12 protein-coding genes are annotated in these 18,069 nt (G+C 74.0%); 5 read left to right on the forward strand and 7 right to left on the reverse strand.

Translation table 11 applies throughout. From position 1 onward, the window contains the following. Positions 1-3,932, reverse strand: a 3,932-nt coding sequence (locus E1200_RS12420) for a hypothetical protein (RefSeq protein ID WP_131952013.1), incomplete at its 3' end; no start/stop codon positions are given. Positions 3,933-4,060: 128 nt separating this feature from the next. Next, complete coding sequence (locus E1200_RS12425) at positions 4,061-4,582, reverse strand: gamma carbonic anhydrase family protein (RefSeq protein WP_131952014.1); 522 nt, start codon at positions 4,580-4,582, stop codon at positions 4,061-4,063. A gap of 267 nt (positions 4,583-4,849) precedes the next feature. Between E1200_RS12425 and E1200_RS12430 the strand changes: the two genes are divergently transcribed. The 4 genes from E1200_RS12430 (at position 4,850) to E1200_RS12445 (ending at position 8,997) form a co-directional block, all read left to right on the forward strand. After that, positions 4,850-5,929: a DivIVA domain-containing protein gene (locus E1200_RS12430; protein ID WP_131952015.1), complete on the forward strand. Its 1,080-nt coding sequence runs from the start codon at positions 4,850-4,852 to the stop codon at positions 5,927-5,929. Positions 5,930-6,036: 107 nt separating this feature from the next. Then, positions 6,037-6,570 carry a peptide deformylase gene (def, locus tag E1200_RS12435; RefSeq protein WP_131952016.1) on the forward strand — a complete coding sequence of 178 codons (534 nt, stop codon included), beginning with the start codon at positions 6,037-6,039 and terminating at the stop codon, positions 6,568-6,570. Between the two features lie 130 nt (positions 6,571-6,700). Further along, positions 6,701-7,429: a response regulator transcription factor gene (locus E1200_RS12440; RefSeq protein WP_131952017.1), complete on the forward strand. Its 729-nt coding sequence runs from the start codon at positions 6,701-6,703 to the stop codon at positions 7,427-7,429. Further along, entirely contained in the window at positions 7,429-8,997 is a 1,569-nt protein-coding gene (locus E1200_RS12445; RefSeq protein WP_131952018.1) for a HAMP domain-containing sensor histidine kinase, read from the forward strand. Before E1200_RS12440 ends, E1200_RS12445 begins: the two co-directional genes overlap by 1 nt. Before the next feature lie 452 nt (positions 8,998-9,449). On the opposite strand, the gene E1200_RS12450 is transcribed toward E1200_RS12445, so the two are convergent. Beyond that, a complete protein-coding gene (locus tag E1200_RS12450; protein WP_131952019.1) occupies positions 9,450-10,331 on the reverse strand; it encodes an oxygenase MpaB family protein in 882 nt (293 codons plus the stop codon). A gap of 90 nt (positions 10,332-10,421) precedes the next feature. Here E1200_RS12450 and arfB point away from each other — a divergent pair, with 90 nt between their 5' ends. Continuing rightward, positions 10,422-10,847 carry an alternative ribosome rescue aminoacyl-tRNA hydrolase ArfB gene (gene arfB, locus E1200_RS12455; RefSeq protein WP_131952020.1) on the forward strand — a complete coding sequence of 142 codons (426 nt, stop codon included), beginning with the start codon at positions 10,422-10,424 and terminating at the stop codon, positions 10,845-10,847. Positions 10,848-10,872: 25 nt separating this feature from the next. Here the strand turns inward: arfB and E1200_RS12460 are convergent, their stop codons facing one another. The 4 genes from E1200_RS12460 to E1200_RS12475 form a co-directional block, all read right to left on the reverse strand. Continuing rightward, positions 10,873-13,035 carry an MMPL family transporter gene (locus E1200_RS12460; RefSeq protein ID WP_131952021.1) on the reverse strand — a complete coding sequence of 721 codons (2,163 nt, stop codon included), beginning with the start codon at positions 13,033-13,035 and terminating at the stop codon, positions 10,873-10,875. A gap of 136 nt (positions 13,036-13,171) precedes the next feature. Next, positions 13,172-13,732, reverse strand: a complete 561-nt coding sequence (locus tag E1200_RS12465; RefSeq protein ID WP_131952022.1) for a TetR/AcrR family transcriptional regulator — start codon at positions 13,730-13,732, stop codon at positions 13,172-13,174. Between the two features lie 67 nt (positions 13,733-13,799). Then, positions 13,800-14,702: an N-acetylmuramoyl-L-alanine amidase gene (locus E1200_RS12470; RefSeq protein WP_131952023.1), complete on the reverse strand. Its 903-nt coding sequence runs from the start codon at positions 14,700-14,702 to the stop codon at positions 13,800-13,802. 36 nt (positions 14,703-14,738) lie between these two features. Beyond that, positions 14,739-17,996: an AfsR/SARP family transcriptional regulator gene (locus E1200_RS12475; RefSeq protein ID WP_131952024.1), complete on the reverse strand. Its 3,258-nt coding sequence runs from the start codon at positions 17,994-17,996 to the stop codon at positions 14,739-14,741. Between the last annotated feature and the right edge of the window lie 73 nt (positions 17,997-18,069).

The raw sequence follows: 18,069 nt of genomic DNA on the forward strand, positions 1-18,069 counted from the left end.
GTCTCGGGCAGGTCGCGGGCCGTCAGCCTGGCCACCGTCGCGGCGTTCACGTCGGCGCCGGCCAGCCGCGCGGCCTGCCGCGCCACCGTCTGCTCGAACAGCGCCCGGACGGTGCGGGCGTAGGCGAACCCCGGGTCGTCGCGCAGCCGCTCGAACCGGCTGAGCAGCTCGACGCGCAGTTCCTCGTCCAGCATGTACAGGTCGCGTTCGGCGTAGGTCTGGAAGAGCCGGACCAGGTCGCGGTCGCCCATTCCGGTGAACTCCAGGATCCGGCCGAACTCGGCGCGGAAGGCGGGGTTTCCGGCGAGGAACCCCTCCATCTCCGCCGCCGGGCTGGAGCAGACGACCAGGAACCGGCCCATGCCCTGCCCCTGCCCGCCGCCCGGGTTCATCCGGCGGAGCAGCTCGCCGACGACGGCCGGGCTCCGGTCGAGCCGGTGCGCGTCCTGGATGAGCAGCACGCCGCCGAGCGCCTGCTCGACCATGCTCGCCACCCGGCGCTCGGTGTCGACCCGGTCCCGTCCGGCCAGGTGCACCGGGCGGCAGGCGACGACGTGCCCGGAGCCGAGCAGCCCGAGCGCCGCGTAGATGCCGCCGACGAGGCCCGCCACGGTCGTCTTGCCGGTGCCGGACGGCCCCACGAAGATCAGGTGCCGCGTCTCGCCGCCGCCGACCCCGTACCTCGCGCGGTCGGCCGCGAGCCGCGCCTCATCGGCGAGTTCGTGGACGGCGGCCTTGACGTCGTCCAGCCCGGTGAGCTGGTCGAGCCGCCGCAGGTAGCCGCCGATGTCGCCGGGCGGGCGCAGCGCCGGCTCGATGCCCTCGGCGACGCCCGCGAGGTCGTCGGGGGTCAGCACGAGCCGGTCGTGGGACGCCCCCGCCCGCTCCATGTTCCGCTGCGCCGCCTGGTCCAGGTACGTTTCGACCAGGCGCGCGTTGACCAGGTCGCCCGGCCCGCGGAGCCGGTTCAGGTCCTCCCGGACGACCTCCAGCGCCGACGCGCCGATGGTGACGCGCCGCTCGTCGGCCAGCAGGTGCAGCAGCGTCATCCGGTTGTCGAGGTCGCTGAAGTCGGGCAGCCGGTGGACGCGGAACGCCTGCACGAGCTTCGGGTGCTCGCGCAGGAGGCGCTTGTACGCCTGCGGCTCGCAGGTCGCGATCAGGGGCGTCGTGTTCACCGGGTCGCGGCGGGCCCGGCGGACCGCGCCGACGACCGCCGCCGGGTCGGCCGCGTCGAAGATCGCCGCGTCCAGCCGCTCGAAGAGGATCACCGGGCCCGGCTGGGCGAGGAGCTGCCCGATGCGCTCGGCGGGGGCGTCCCGGACGTCCTCGGCGTCGTGCGCGCGGATCGAGCCGTCGCCGAGGCCCGCGTTGGCGAGCGTCAGCGCGATCATCCTGGCCAGCCGGCGCTGCCCCGAGTGCGGCCCGCCGACCAGGAGCGCGCCCGGCAGCCCCGACCCGATGGAGCTGGGCGCGCCGTCCACCCTGGTCTGCTCGATGGCCGAGCCCGCCGGGGCGTTCCACTCCTGGGCCTGCGCCCGGAGGTCGCCCAGGAGCGGTGTCGCGTCGTGGTCGCCGTACACGAACCCGAACCCGAACCGTTCCAGGACGCGGCGCGTGCTGCGGTCGCTCGGGGGCGGAATCTCGTGGACGGGCTGGTCCGGCGAGGGCGTGTCGTCCAGGAAGTCGAAGTCGCCGACCATGGTCTTGGACATGACGGCTGTGCCCGGCGGCACCCCTCCGGGGACGGCCGGATCGACGGACGTGTCCTCCTGCGGGAGGTCGTCCAGGTCGTCGGCTCCCAGGATGCGCGTGCCGGGCGGCCCCTGGGCGGGCGGCTGCCGTACGGGCGACGCGGGCGCGCCGGGCCGGGGGCCCGGGTCGTCCTCGACACGGGTGGAGTTCGGGTCGAACGCCGTGGGCGCCGCCTGCTGCACCTGCTGCCGGGCCTGCTGCTGGCCCTGCTGCTGCGGCTCCGGCTGCGGGATCGGCGGGGCCTGGTTCTGCTCCGCCTGCTGCGGGGGCGGCGGCTGCGCGGGAGCGGAACCGGCCGGCTGGTAACCGAGCTGCGTGTACGGGGGCATGACGTTCTCGCCCCCGGCCTGCTCCTCGGGAGGCGAGTACCCGGCGGGCTGCGGCGGCGCGGCGGGCTGCCGTTCGGGCGCCGCAGGCGATGGTGGGGCAGGACTCTGCATCGGGGCGGGGCGCTGGAAACCCAGCTCGGTGTAGGGCGGTGCGGCGTTCGGCTCGTCCGCGTCGTCACCGGCGGACGGCGGCGGAGCGGACGCGGCGAACGCCGCCTCCTGCCCCTGCCCGGGCCCCGGCGGCGGGGACGGCGGCTCGTGCGGCGGCGCGGCGGCGCCGGGCGCGCCGGGCGCGTCCCCCTGGCCGGGCTGCGCGGGCGGCTGGACGAACGGCCGGTCGGGACCGGAAGGCGTCGCCTTGGGCTGCGGGGACGCGCCCGGCGCGATCCCCGGCTGGCTCTGCATGCCGACCATGGGCGAGGGCGCCGGGCTGGGCGGCGGCGTCACGGTCGGGGTGACGGCCGTCGCGCGGGCCCGGCCGCGGCCGATGATCCCCGCGATGATCGCGGTCGGGACCGGGAAGCCGCGCGGCCGGGCGGGCATCCCGCCGAGCCTGCACCAGGCCAGGTCGACCTCGTACATCGCCGCCAGCAGCGACTCGGCGCCCGAGCCGGAGCCGGCCGCCGAGCGCAGCGGTTCGGGGAGGCGCATGTCCTGCGGCCACAGCCGGCGGAGGGGGTGGCCCTTCTGCTCCGACACCGCCTGCACCGTGTAGCGGATCTCGGGGTCCAGCCAGGGGACGATGTTGCCCACCATGTCCTTGCGGACGACGTCGAGGTCGGCGGCGAGCAGCGCCGCGGCGACCAGGCGCGGCTCGACGTAGGCGGGGTCGGCTGGGTCGCCGGCGAGACCCGCTATCAGCTCGCTGAGCGTGTAGAAGGCGTGCCGGAAGCCGTCCCCCGGCGAACTCTCGTTCCGGAGTGCGGGCACCAGGTTCGGCGGGCAGCGGGTGAGCCACTGCTGGACGATCGCCTGGTCGCCGTAGGGCAGCGCGCCGTAGTCGACGGTCGGGTTGGCGAGGGTGGTGCCGAGGATCGCGAGCAGCGCGTCCGCGCGGGCCTGGTACCGGACGTCGTCGCGCAGCGCGCTGGCGACGGCCCACATCGTCCGCAGGACGACGACCGCCGCGTCCACCCGGCTGGCCCGCAGGCGCTCGGCGTAGAGGGCGACCAGCGTCTCCAGCGGGGGCGGGGTGAGCCAGCGGGGGCCGTCCACCTCCGGCAGGGGCTTGGCCCGGTACGGGTTCCAGAGGTCGAGCATCTGCGGGTCGAGCCGCGAGTCGAACACCGGCGCCGGCGCGCACCACAGCATCACGCCCCAGGCCGCGACCACGGTGGACGGGGTGCCGCCGGCGAACTCCGGCCACCAGTGCGGGTACTCCGGCGCGGGCAGCGCCGCCGCCGACTCGACCGTCGAGCGGACGCGGGAGGACACCTCGGACGCGAAGCCGTGCCCGACGAACGTCAGGCCGCCCGGCGGGTCGTAGGAGAAGTCGGGCCCGGCCGGGACGACGTGCGGCGGCAGGTTGGGCACCTGCCCGGGGGCCTGCTGCGCGGGCCGGGCCGCCATCCGGACGGCGGGCGTGCGCGGCGGCGGGCACAGGTACCACTGCCCGTCGGACGGGTGCAGCCGGTACCAGCGGGCCCACGCGCCGAACAGCCACCAGGTGCCGTCGGGGAGGGCGAGCATGCGCCCGCCGATCGCGTGATGGCGTTGCTGAGGAGGCGCCGACGGCCACCACGCGGCGGCCACCATCGCCCTCGTGTCCCGCTCTGCCTCCGCGAACGGATCCTGCCCCATCTGGGGGCTGGGCGGCGGAGCACTGCCATAGCCCGGTCCCCACACCACGATCGTCATCGTAGTCAGCCGGAGCGGACGGGGGCGCCCCTCACCGGCTGATTCCCGGCATTACCGGAGGTCGTCAAGCCCTCAAACCAGGCGGGGACGGCCGGTTCCGGCTTTCGCCGCCCGCCTGGTCAGTGCCACTCGGCGGTGCGGTGCCGCTGCGCCTTGGTGACGTACACCTCGGACGTGTGCTTCAGGACGAGCCGGTCGTCGTCGGTCAGCTCCCGGACGATCCTGCCCGGCGTCCCCGCGACGAGCACGCCGGAGGGGATCTGCTTGCCGGGCGGCACCAGCGCGCCCGCCGCGATCAGCGTCCCGGAGCCGATCCGGGCGCCGTTCAGGACGATCGCGCCGATCCCGATGAGCGAGCCGGCCTCGACGTGCGCGCCGTGCACCATCGCCTTGTGCCCGAGGCTGACCCGGTCCTCCAGGACGGCTGGCGTCCCCGGGTCGGCGTGCAGGCAGCTGAGGTCCTGGATGTTGCACTCCTCGCCGACGACGATCTCCGCGTCGTCGCCGCGCAGCACCGAGCCGTACCAGACGCTCGACGCGCGGCCCAGCGTCACCTGGCCGATGACGACCGCGCCCGGCGCGACCCACGCATCGGGGTGGATGTCCGGCCGGTCCTCACCCAACGTTCCCACGTAGCTCATGCGGCCGATGCTAGGCGGCGGCCCGGCCGGTTCCGGACGGGACCCCGCCACCCCCGCGCGCGAAGTTTGGGCGGATTGGATAGTTTGTCGGGCCTACCCAGGTGAAGAAACTGCAGCGAGAAGCGCGTTCCGGTTGCGCGAATGGGGTGGACCGGACGAGAGTCGTTCGTACGTTTCCACATGTGGACCCGCTGACAGGCGGGTGAGGATGTTATCGCGACCGACCCTGACGGGGTGATGGCCCCGCCAACGACCCCCCAAGGCACCATGAGCAACGAAGCCGAAATCCTGCCGAATCTCCTCCAAGAAGAGTCCTTCGAGATCGTCATGCGCGGCTACAACCGCCGCCAGGTCGACGACTACATCGCCCGCGCCCAGCAGAAGCACCGGGAGCTGGAGGCGCGGCTCGCCCGGGCCCAGGACGACGTCGAGCGCATCCGCCGCGAGATGGCCGAGCTCCGGGAGGCGCGCAAGCCGACCGGCGACGACCTGAGCGACCGGCTCCGCCAGATCATCAACCTCGCCGAGGACGAGGCCCAGGACAAGGTGGCCGAGGCCGAGGCCAAGGGGTCGGAGATCCGCAAGGACGCCGAGCTGGAGTCCAAGCGCATCATCGACGACGCCCGCGCCCACGCCGAGAAGAACCTGACCCAGGCCCAGGACAAGGCCGAGTCCGTGCTCGCCTCCGCCAAGAAGGAGTCCGAGAGCATCCTGTCGGGCGCCAAGCAGGAGGCCGAGCAGACGGTGAGCAGCGCGCGGCTGGAGGCCGAGCGCACCCTCACCGCGTCCGAGCGCCGCGCCAGCGTGATCAACGAGGGCGCGACGCAGCGGCTGACGTCGCTCACCAAGAACCACACGCAGGCCCTGCAGCGCCTCACCGAGATCAGCGAGACGCTGCACCGGCTGCTGACCGCCGAGAACGAGGCGGGCCCGCTGGAGAAGATGGTCGAGGACGCCGTCCGGCAGAGCGCGCCCCGCAAGCAGCAGCCCGCGCCGGCCCAGCCGCCGCAGGGCCAGCCGCCGCAGGGCCAGCCCGCCCCGGCCAAGTCCGGGCAGCCGGGGCAGCCCGCGCCCGCGCAGCCCGCGCAGCCCGCGCAGTCGCCCGCGTCCGGCCCGCAGCCCGGGGCCGGCGCGAAGCCGGTCCCGCCCGCGCCGAAGCCGGCCCAGGCACCGCCGCCCCCGGCCCCCGCGCAGCAGGGTCCGCCGGCGATGAAGAAGCCCGAACCGGCCGCCGCCCGGGACGGCGACTCCCCCGCGCCGCCGCAGCCCAAGCCCGTCCGGCCCGCCGAGGAGCCCGGCGGCCCCCTCCCGCAGCAGCCGCCGTCCCGCGGTCCCATCGAGCTGTAGCCGTCCGCTCGGAGACGTCAGACGGTCGCGGTCCCACGGTGCGCCCGGTCCCTGTGGCCGGGCGCACCGTTTCGTTTTCGCGGTGCTTCCTCCCTAAGATCGCGGAGGTGAGCAAGAGGAGGACCCACGCGCGCGGCGGCACCGCCCGCCCGATCCGGCTCCTCGGCGACCCGGTGCTGCGCACCCAGTGCGATCCCGTCCGCACGTTCGACGCCGCGCTGGAACGCCTCGTCGACGACATGTTCGTCACCATGTACGAGGAGAACGGCGCCGGCGTGGCGGCCAACCAGGTGGGGGTCGGCCTGCGGGTCTTCGTGTACGACGTCGAGGACGACCGCGGCCGCCGGCACGTCGGGCACGTCGTGAACCCGAAGCTCGTGGCCACCGGCGGCGAGACGCTGGTCGAGCCCGAGGGCTGCCTGTCCCTCCCCGGCCTGCGGTTCGACACCCCGCGGTACGCGCACGCCGCCGTCGAGGGCGTGGACGTGAAGGGCAGGCCCGTGCGCGTCGAGGGCAGCGGCTACTTCGCCCGCTGCCTCCAGCACGAGTGCGGGCACCTCGACGGCCGCGTCTACATCGACGTCCTGTCCGGCGACGTGCGCCGCGAAGCGATGCGGGCCCTGCGCGACCTGCGGCGATAGCCGGCGCGGCACGCGCTTCAACCCTGGGCGGGACGGGGACGAACCACTCACCCGATCCTCTGCGGGCTTTCAGGGGACGTTCAGGTTCGGGTGGGAACCTCTGCGGTGATTGTGGAGGGGGACTGTGCCATTGGTTGATCGAACGGCGAACGGCGGCGGTAAGGCCGAGGCGACCCTGCTCGTCGTGGAGGACGAGCCGAACATCCTGGAACTGCTCGCCGGCAGCCTGCGCTTCACCGGGTTCGACGTGGTCACCGCCACCAACGGCGCCGACGCCGTCCAGTCGGCGCGGCGGCACCGGCCGGACCTGATCGTCCTGGACGTGATGCTGCCCGACATCGACGGGTTCGACGTGGCCCGGCGGCTGCGGTCCGGCGGCGACCATACGCCGGTCCTCTTCCTCACCGCCCGCGACGCCGTCCAGGACCGCATCAAGGGCCTGACGATCGGCGGGGACGACTACGTCACCAAGCCGTTCAGCCTGGAGGAGGTCATCGCCCGCATCCGCGCCGTGCTGCGCCGGTTCCGCGGCGGGGTGGCCGAGCCGACGCCGCGGATGGTGTTCGCCGACGTCGAGCTGGACGAGGACAGCCACGAGGTGTGGCGCGGCGGCCGCGCGATCCAGCTGTCGCCGACCGAGTTCAAGCTGCTGCGCTACTTCATGGCCAACGCGGGGCGCGTCGTGTCGAAGGCGCAGATCCTCGACCACGTCTGGAACTACGACTTCCGCGGCGACGCGGGGATCGTCGAATCGTACGTGTCGGCCCTGCGGCGCAAGGTCGACAACGCCGAGCCGCGACTCATCCACACCCTGCGCGGTGTGGGCTACGTCCTGCGCGAGCCGGCGAGACCCGGCTGATGCCCGCGCGGGTCCCGGCGTCCGGCGCCGGTGCTCCCCCGTCGCCGGCGGCGGAACGCGCGGGCGGCGACCGGCCCCGGTGGCCGCGGAACGGGCTCGACCGCCTGTGGGGGCGGACGTCGCTGCGCGTCAAGCTCGTCGCGGGGATGCTCGTCATCGCCACCATCGGCATGACGGTGATGGCCGCGGCGAGCGCGTCGGTGCTGCGGCAGTACCTGGTGGGGCGGGCCGACGACCAGTTGCGCGGCTCCGTCGGCAGGACGATGGCCCAGGTCGCCGAGCACCTGCCGGAGCTGGAGGAGGGGCAGACCCGGTTCACGTACCGGATCCCGAGCGAGGTCTACGGGCAGATCCGGGTCAACGACGGCCGCACGGTCGGGCAGAACCCGGCGTGGAGCGAGTCCGGCCACCCGCACCTCCCGGAGGACCTGTCCGGCCGGCTCGACGAGCCGTTCACCGTCTCCGGGACCGGCGGTTCCGGCTCGTCGTGGCGGATCCTGGCCGAGCCCATCCCGGAAAGCGACGGGGCGGTCCTCGTCCTCGCGTTCAGCCTGGAGGAGGTCGACCGGACCGTCCGCCGGCTCGTGGTGATCGACGCGATCGTGGGGCTGCTGGTACTGGTCGGCCTGGTCGGGCTCGGGGTCTGGGTGGTCCGGGCGAGCCTGCGCCCGCTCGCCGAGATCGAGGAGACGGCGGGCGCGATCGCCGCCGGGGATCTGGCGCGCCGCGTCCCGCAGACCGATTCCCGCACCGAGATGGGGCGGCTCGGCCAGTCGCTGAACGCGATGCTCACGCAGATCGAGACGGCCTTCCGCGCCCGCGCCGAGTCGGAGGCGGCGGCGCGGCGGTCGGAGCGGACGGCGCTGCGGTCGGAGGAGCGGATGCGGCGGTTCGTCGCGGACGCCAGCCACGAGCTGCGCACCCCGCTGACGGCGATCCGCGGGTTCGCCGAGTTCTACCGGCAGGGCGCCGCCCGCACCCCCGGGGAGCTGGACCGGCTGATCGGCCGGATCGAGCAGACCGCGTCCCGGATGGGGCTGCTCGTGGAGGACCTGCTGCTGCTCGCCCGGCTGGACCGGCAGCGCCCGATCGAGCGGCGCCCGGTGGACCTGCTCGCCGTCGCCGCCGACTCTGTCCAGGAGGCGAGAGTCCTCGCACCCGAGCGCACGATCGACCTCACGGTCGAGGGAGGTCTGGCGTACCAGGTGCTGGGGGACGAGCCGCGGCTGCGCCAGGTGCTCGGGAACCTGCTGACCAACGCGATCGTGCACACCCCCGAGGGGACGGCGGTCGAGGTGCGCCTCGAACCCGGCACGCTGCGCGACGCCCCGGCGGCGGTCGTCGAGGTCGCCGACAGGGGGCCCGGCCTGTCCCCCGAGCACGCGGAACGCGTCTTCGAGCGGTTCTACCGCGCGGACGAGGCCCGCTCGCGGGAGGGCGGCGGCGCGGGCCTCGGCCTCGCCATCGTCGCCGCGCTCGTCGCGGCCCACGAAGGGCTGGTGGAGGCCGACTCCACCCCGGGCGAGGGCGCCACGTTCCGGGTCGTGCTGCCGCTGGACGAGGACTGATCTTCGGGACGTATACGTCTCTTAGCGACCGTGATGTCCTCGTTCAGGAAGCTTCCAGGTACGTCGGGTTAGGTGTCCGTACAGGGCGCGCCCCGGTCCCCCCAGGGAACGGGAACCCGCGCCCTGGCCAGCTTCGGCACGACCCCCGTGGTCGGCGGGAACGCGGCCGGGGAGACGGCGCGCCGCGCGTCCTCCGGTCGCGGGTCCGGGCGGTACCCCGCTTCCCAGGCGTACCGCTTTCAGGATGCTTTCAGGTTCGTTCCAGGCGGGCTACAGCCTGGCGCAGCAGTCTGCAAAGTGATCCGGACCCCCGGGCTGACCCGGGACGCCGTCCGGCCAGGCTCTGGGGGGAGCGGGCGGACGGACGGCGACCGGGCCAGAAGGTCCCTTCCAACCGGGCCGGGTGGGGAGGGACCCAGTAAGGGAGAGCGGCCGCGTGGCTACCCTGTGGGTCACGCGGCCGCATCCTCTCCGCCGGCGGACGGTCCCCCCTGTGCCCCGCCGGTCCCCTGCGTGCTGACCGAGATCGCGGGCCGCCGGTTCATCTTCGCCAGCATCTGCCGCGTGGCGGTCATGTAGACGTCCCGGGGCATCGTCCGGACGCGCAGCGGCAGCCGCGGGTACACCACCTGGAGCGTCTTGATCAGCAGCCGGAACCGCAGCTGCCGCCCGGCGTTCCACTTCCACCCGTACTGCTCGCGGATCGGCGCCGGCATCAGCCCGGCGGTGAGCAGCCGGACCGCCGCGAGCCCCGGGGCGCTCAGCGGGCCGCCCGGCAGCTTGGGGTAGAGCACCTGGTCGGCGACGAGCCGGGACGTGTCGTTGACCTGCAGGGTGTTGAGCATGTTCGCGTAGTACTCGCGGAAGTCCTCGTACGTCTCCGGCATCCGCTCCTCGGGGCAGCCCAGGATCGTCGCGTAGATCTTGGTCTGCTCGTAGAACTCCGCGAGCTCCGCCCGGCTCAGCGTCCGCCGGAAGAGCAGCTGGTAGAACTGGGCGGCCACGGCGAACAGGGTGGCCGCGACCCACACCTGCAGTTCCGGGTCGTTCGCCTCGTAGTCGGGCCCGGTGACGGCTTCGTGCCCCTTCGTCACGAGGGCGCTGAGGGCTTCGGCCTCCTCCCGCGTTCCGAACTGCACGGTGTAGACCCAGCCCATGGTGTTGCGCAGCCTTCGCGACGGGTCGTCCGCCGTGTAGCTGTGGTCGAAGACGCCCTGGCCGACCTTGGGGTGGGCGGTCTGCAGCAGGGACGCGGCGCCGCCCGCGGCGATGAGCACCCCCTCGCGGCCGATGACGCGGATGAGATCGTCGTCTCGAAACAGTCCTTCGGTCATGCCGATCATTGTAAGTAAGTACTTGCAGTTGTCGTTGACCGGGGTGAAACTCCGGCGACAGGATCAGCGGTCGGCTGCGACAATGGGTACATGCCCGACGAACTACAGGTCAGTGGCTCGGTCGCCATCCCGGAGTCCGAGCTGAACTGGCGTTTCTCCCGCTCCTCGGGGCCGGGCGGGCAGCACGTCAACACCAGCGCCACCGCCGCCGAGCTGTCGTTCGACGTCGCGAACTCCCCGTCCCTCCCCGAGCACCTCAGGGCCCGCGCCCTCGACCGCCTCGCCGGCCGGCTGGTCCGCGGCGTGCTGACCGTCCGCGCCGAGGAGTACCGCTCCCAGCTCCGCAACCGCGACGCGGCCCGCACCCGCCTGGCCGCCCTGCTGGCCGACGCGACGGCCCCGCCGCCGAAGAAGCGCATCCCCAAGAAGGTCCCGCGCGGCATCAACGAGCGCCGCCTGGAGAACAAGAAGCGCCGCTCCGCCGTCAAGCGCCAGCGCTCCAGCCGCTGGGACTGACCGGCGGCGGGACCGGGGCCCCGCCCTAGTGGCGGGCCCCCGCGTGCTCCTTCTGGACCGTCTCCGACCCGTTCAGGCTGTGCCGGAGGTTCTCCCCCTCGATGTCGAGGTTGGGCAGCGCACGGTCCATCCAGCGCGGCAGCCACCAGGCGGCGCGCCCGAACAGCGACATCACCGCGGGGACGAGCGTCATGCGGACGATGAAGGCGTCGATGAACACCCCGACCGCCAGCGCGAACCCGATCGACTTGATGATGGGGTCCGAGGTGAAGACGAAGCCCGCGAACACCGAGCACATGATGAGGGCCGCCGCGGTGACGACGCGGGCGTTCTCGCCGAGCCCGTTGATGGTGGCCTGGCGCGGCGGGTCGCCGTGGACGAAGTCCTCGCGCATCTTGGAGACCAGGAAGACCTCGTAGTCCATGGCCAGGCCGAACAGGATCCCGATCAGGATGATGGGCAGGAAGCTGATCAGCGGGCCCGGGGTGTCGACGCCGACCAGGGACGCCAGGTGCCCCTGCTGGAAGACGGCGGTCGTGAGGCCGAACGTCGCGCCGACCGTCAGCAGGAACCCGGCCGCCGCCTTCACCGGGACGAGGATCGAGCGGAACACCAGCATCAGCAGCAGGATCGACAGGCCGACCACGAGCAGCAGGTAGACCGGCAGGGCGTCGGCGAGCTTCTCGGAGATGTCGATCCCGAGCGCGGTCGCGCCGGTGAGCGCGAGGTGCGCGCCCTCGACGCCGGCGACCCTGTCGCGGATCTCGTGCACGACCTCCTCGGTGGCGGCGTCGCTGGGCCCGCTCTCGGGGATGACGGCGACGAGCGCGGTCGTGCCCGCCTCGTTGAACCGCGGCGGCGCGACGGAGAGCACGCCGTCCACCTCGCCGATGAGCTGCGCGGTCTGCTGCGTCGCCGCCTGTGCCGCGGCCGGGGTGTCGCCGGTGACGACGGTGATGAGGCGCCCGTTGAACCCGGGGCCGAACCCCTCGCTGGTCAGGTCGTACGCCTGCCGCTGCGGGGAGTCCTCGGCGGCGGTGCCCGCGTCGGGCAGCGCGAGCCGCATGTCCTGGACGGGCAGGGCCAGCGCGCCGAGGGCGAGCACCCCGGCCAGCAGGACGGGGAGGCGCAGGCGGGTGAGGAGGTGTCCCCAGCGGAAGCCGAAGCCATGCTTGGTGGAGCGCCCGGCCGTCCGCTGCTTGCGGGACAGGATCCTGGTGCCGGTGAACGCCAGCACGGCCGGCAGCAGCGTCAGCGCGACGAGGACGGCGACGGCGACCGTGCCGGCGGCCGCGAGCCCCATGGCGGTCAGGAACGGGATGCCGACGACCGACAGCCCGGCGAGGGCGATGACCACGGTGGCCCCGGCGAACACCACGGCGGACCCGGCGGTGCCGATGGCGCGTCCCGCCGCCTCCCGCGCTTCCAGCCCGTCCAGGAGGTTCTGCCGGTAGCGGGACGTGATGAACAGCGAGTAGTCGATGCCGACGGCCAGGCCCAGCATCAGGGCGAGCACGGGTGTCGCGTTGTTCAGGCTGATCACGCCGGTCAGCGCGTACAGCGCGGCCATCCCGACGCCGACCCCGACCAGGGCGTTGACGAGCGTCATCCCGGCGGCCACCAGCGAGCCGAAGGTGATGATCAGCACGATGGCGGCGACGGCGACGCCGATGGCCTCGGTGGCGCTCATGCCGTGCTGCTCCTGGACGACCTCGCCCCCGGCCTCGACGCGCAGGGAGCCGTGGTCGCCCGTGGTGATCTCCTCGAACGCGGTGCGCTGCTCCTCGGTGATGTCGGGCAGCTCGCCGTCGAACAAGACCTCGACGAGCGCGTACCGGCCGTCCGGTGAGACCGACTTGGCCTGGAACGGGTCGACGGCCGCGGCCACGCCGGGTACGGCGTTCGCCTCCCGGACGATGGGCGCCACCCGTTCCGGCGTGAGCCTCTCGCCCTGCGGGGCCGCGATGACGACGGTCCCGGTGGCCTGGGTCGCCTCCGGGAAGCGCGTCTCCAGGGCGTCCATCGCCCGCTGCGACTCGGTGCCGGGCATGCGGAACTCGTTGGAGGTCGGGCCGCTGAACGCGGCCGCGGCCCCGCCGAGCACGCCGAGCAGGACGAGCCAGACGAGGACGACCAGGCCGCGGCGCCCGTAGCACCATCGGCCCAGCCTGTAGAGCAGGGTCGCCATCGGGGAGCGTTTCCTTCCAGGATCGGTGCTGCCGGGTTCGTGTGGCCGGTTCGTGCGGCCGGTTCGGGTGGCCGGTTCGTGTGGCCAAGAGGGGCGGGCGGGCCCGCCGCGCAGGGCGGCGGTGCGCCGGAGCGGGTCAGCCGGCGGCCCGTCCCAGCGCCCGCAGCGCGGTGCCGACCAGCGATTCGCGCAGGGTCGCCTCGTCGAACGGGAGGCTCTCGACCGCCGCGCCGGCGGCGAAGACGCCGCCGAGCGCCACGTGCGCGGCGACCCGGTCGCGGGGCTCGGCCGAGCGGCCCGCCATCGCCGCGACGAGCCGCTCGTCGATGCCGGCGAAGTTCTCGATGCCGAGATCGGGCAGCGAGGTGGCGTCGGCCAGGTTGTCGAACAGGAGCTTCATCTCGCGCCGGAACCGGAGGGTGAGGTCGACGAACCCGGTCACGGCGGCCTCGGCGGCCTCTCGGCCGTCCAGCGGGGTGAGCCGGGCGTCCAGCGCCGCCGCCTCTTTGGCGATCGGCAGCAGCAGCTCGGCGAGGATCGCCTCCTTGGTGCTGAAGTGGTACAGCAGGGACGCCTTCGAGCACCCGACGTCGGCGGCGATGTCGGCGAGCGACGTACCGCGGTAGCCGCGCTGGGCGAACAGCCGGAGGGCCGAGGTCAGCAGCCGTTCCCGGAGACCGGTGGGCGATCGGGCCATGCGACCACGATAACTGTCCGAACGGTCAGCTCTGACCGTCCGGACAGGTGAGGGGGTGTGCGCCTCGTCACGTGGGCCAGGCGAACGCCTTGGCCGAGCCCGAGGTGATGCGGGCCGTCTCGGTGCCGTAGTGGATGACCTGGAACCGGACGCGGTAGCCCCGGCCGACGGTGTCCGCGGCGAGGTTGTAGTGGACGAAGGTCGAGCCGTTGCTCGCGACGTACTCCGCGATCGGGCCGGTGTCGACGGCGCCGCCCACCTCGGCGTGCTCGATCGCGCGGGCCTGCAGCTCGGTGCCGGGCGACAGCCCGTCGATCCGGACGTTGGCGGTGAAGCCGTAGCGGGCGGGGCCGACGATGAAGGACGGGCCGCCCTGGTTCCAGTGGTGGTTGTCCCGGTCGGAGTATTCGCGTCCCCAGTTGACCGTCACCCACGTGTTGGGGGGCAGCTGCTGGGCGGTGTCCATACCGACGGAAACGTACTCCGGCATGTCGTCGTCCTCCTCCTCGATGTCCGCGGGCATCCCGGCCCGCACCCACGCGTACAGCTCGTCGCCGGGGCAGCTGGTCGCGAAGACGTCGCGGTGCCCGAGCTTGGCCAGGTTCCGGCCCGTCCGGCGGACCGCCTCGTCGTAGAGCCACCGGATCGCGCGCTTGGCCGCGGGGGTGGAGTCGCCGTCGCGGCCGATCATGCACACGCCGATGCCGGAGGTGTTGTGGTCCGGGGCGTGCGCGCCGACGACGAGCCAGCCGCGGCCCTCGTAGATGCGGCCGGAGATGTCGACGAGGAAGTTGTAGCCGACGTCCGCCCAGCCGCGGCCGTCCATGTGGAAGTTCTGGATGCTCTTGATGGACTGGTTCGTGGGGCCTTCGGAGTAGTGGACGATGAACTCGGTCCGCTGGGACCAGCCCACCGTGCTCCGCGATCGGGGCGCCCGGGCGCCCCATGCCGCCCGGCTGATGATGTCCATGGCCCTCCCTCCCCGGTGTCGATGTGGTCGATGAGCCTACGGGTGTCCAGCTTTCGGCGATGGCGAGTGGCTCAACCAGTGCCGTTTGTGCGCTATGTCACCCTGGTGGGCGTGCGCGCGGGCGGCCTCGCGGTCTCCCAGCCGGCCGGCCAGCTCCGCGAGGACGAGATGGGCGGAGCCCCAGCATGCGGTGCCCATACCGGCGACGACGAAGGTGTCCGCGTACGGGACGAGGCGGCGATAGAGATCACGAGGGTCCGGAGTGCCCAGCCGCGCGGCGACCAAACCCCAAACCGGGATGAGGAAGTCAGCTACCCAGTCATCCGGCATTTCGGTCCCCCAGCGGCCGATCAGCTCCCGGGCGAGGCCGGGACGGTCCGCCTCCACGGCCGCCAGGACGGCGACGGGCCGCAGCGGGACGAGACCCGGTTCGCCGGCGGCGGCCACCAGTTCGTCCAGCATCTCCGGGACGCGGCCCTGCCCGCGGCGGCACGTGAACGTGGTGACGAGGCGCCGGAACCGGGCGCCCCAGAGCGCCGAGCCGAACCGCATGTCGTGGGCGAGCAGCTCCTCCGCCTCGTCCCACCGGCCGTCCAGGGTGGCGCGGGCGGTCTGCGCGACGCGGACCATCGACTCCAGCTCCGGGCGCGGCGCCGCGCCCAGCAGGGCCTCGCAGCGCGCGAGCTCTCGGTCCCAGCCGGGCAGGTCCCCGTCGCGCAGCAGGCATGACATCAGGAAGACGCGCGCCATCACCTGGCCGCTGACCGGCAGGCCGGGCAGGTCCGCCAGTTCCTGCGCCGCCACGCGCCGCGCGGCGTTGCGGCCGGGCCGGAACGCGGCGAGCAGGTAGTTGTTCAGCGTGCGGGCGACAAGCGCGGCGTCCCCGGTCTCGCGGGCGAGCCCGACCGCCTCGGCGGCGTGGCGTTCGCCCTCCGCGCCGCGCGGGCCGTAGTGCAGTTCGAGGGCGAGGGCGCCGAGCAGGGCCGCCCGGTCGGCGCCGGGCAGGGGGCCGCGCAGGAGTTCCTCGATGACCGCGACCATCTCGCCGTCGACGGCGCCGTACGGGCGCCAGTTCCACAGGGACGGGCCGCCGATGGCGGTGACCGCGGGGACCAGCGCCGCCCGGTCGCCGATCCGCCGGGCGGTCCGGATCGCCTCCTCCCAGTCGCGGCGCGCCTCCTCCGGCCTCCCGACCGTGCGGTGCGCATGGCCCCGCTCGGTGAGAATCCGGGCCCGTTCGGCGTCCCGGCCGGGCGGCAGGGCGGACAGCGCCAGCGTCCAGAGATCGGCGGCCTCGGTGTGCGCGAGCTGGCCCATCGCGTGCCGTGCCGCGCGGGAGGCGTGCTCGACCGCCTTCTCCGCGCCGCCGAGCCTGGCCGCGTGCGCGAAGTGGTGCGCGAGCGTCGCCGCCTCCGCCTCCGGCAGGACGGGTTCGAGCGCCTCCCCGACCCGCAGGTGCAGCCGGGACCGTTCCAGCCGGCTCAGGCCCGCGTAAAGCGCCTCCCGGACGAGGGCGTGCGCGAACCGGTACTCCTCGGCCGGCATGTGCGCGGATTCAGGTGGCGGTTCTACGAGGAGGCCGGTCGCGATGGCCGGTTCCAGCGCCGACATGACCTGCTCGGACGTGGTGCCGGTGACCGCTTCCAGGAGGTCGATGCCGAAATCGCGGCCGGCGACCGCCGCGGCGCGCAGCAGCGTCCGCGTCTCTTCGGGCAGCCGGGCGACGCGGCGTTCGATGACGTCCCGCACCCCGCTTGGAACGGTCCCCTCGCTGCCGCGCAGGCGGAGGACCTCGCCGAGGTAGAAGGGGTTGCCGCCCGTCCTGGCCAGCAGGGCGTCCGCGAGGCCGGGTTCGTCACCGACGCCCTTCAACCGCAGGTAGGAGGCCACATCGTCCGCGGCGAACGGGCCCAGCTCGACGCGTTCGGCAGACCGCGACAGCGCCGCCAGGGTGTCGCGGAGGGCGCCGGGGTCGTCGCCGGGTTCGGGACGGCAGGTGGCGAGGACGAGCAGCCGGTACCGGACGGCCGCGTCCGCCACGAAGGTGAGCAGGCGCAGGGACGACACATCCGCCCAGTGCAGATCGTCCAGGACGATCGCCACCGGGGTCCCGTCGCTCGTCAGGACGTCGAGGACCTGCTCGTACAGGTCGAACAGGGCGGCTTCGGGGTCGGGCCGGGACGAGAGGGTCTCCGCCGAGAGCAGATCGGACTCCCCGCCCGCCTCCCGGACGATCTGCCGCCACGGCCAGAAGGCGGGGGCGGTGCCGTCGGCGCATCGTCCCCACGCGACCCGGAAGCCGCGGGCGGCGGCGAGGTCGGTGGCGGCCCGGACGAGCCGCGTCTTGCCGATCCCGGCCTCCCCCGTGACCAGGACGGCGCCGCCCCGGCCGCGCCGCACGTCGCCGAGGAGCCGCTCGACCAGCGCCAGCTGCGCCGACCGCGCGACCAGGCCGTCCCCGTCCCGCCCGGCCGGGACGGCTTCCGCCGCCTCCCGGGCCGGCTCGCGCGGCGGGAGCCGGAGGGCGGGCGACTGGCCGAACACCGACCGTTCCAGCTCCCGCAGTTCCGGGCCGGGGCGCAGGCCGAGGTCGTCGGAGAGGCGTGCCCGGACGCGGCGCAGCGCGTCCACCGCGTCGGCCTGGCGGCCGGCCCGGTAGAGGGCGAGGACGAGCAGCGACCAGGCGCGTTCCCGGTAGGGCCGCTCGTCGACGAGCGCCTCCAGACCCGGGATCAGGGACGCGTCCTCGCCGCGGGCCAGCTTCGCGTCGAACCGGTCCTCCCGGGCGGCCGCGCGCAGTTCGGTGAGCCGGGCGAGGACGGGCCGGGCGAACTCCTGGTCGGCGAACTCCGCCAGGGGATCGCCGCGCCACAGGGCGAGGGCGCGGTCCAGGATCTCGACGGCCTCCGCGTGCGCGCCCCGGGCGAGGGCGGCGCGGCCCTCCTCCGTCCCGGCGGTGAAGCGCCACAGGTCGACGCGTCCGGGCGGGACGGCGAGCTGGTAGCCGGGCTCGCGGGTGACCAGGACGGCCGGCGGTGTCCGCGGCGCGCGGCCGGGTTCCAGGGCCCTGCGGAGGTGCGCGATGTACGCCTGCAGCGTCCGGGTCGCGCGGGCGGGCGGTTCACCGGCCCACAGCTCGTCGATCAGGCGGTCCAGGGACACCGCGCGGCCGGGTTCGAGCGCCAGCATCGCCAGCAGCGCGCGCTGCTTGCGCGTGCCGAGATCGAGCAGGCGTCCCGAGCCGTCCAGGGCCTCCAGGGGGCCGAACAGCCGGAACACCGGTTCCGCCGCCATCCGTCCTCCCGTTTCGCCCGCGCCCTCAGCCTACGGGGACCTCAACTCGACCCCAGCCCGATCCCAGCCGGCC

The organism is Actinomadura sp. GC306 (assembly GCF_004348665.1).
Classification (GTDB): domain Bacteria; phylum Actinomycetota; class Actinomycetes; order Streptosporangiales; family Streptosporangiaceae; genus Spirillospora.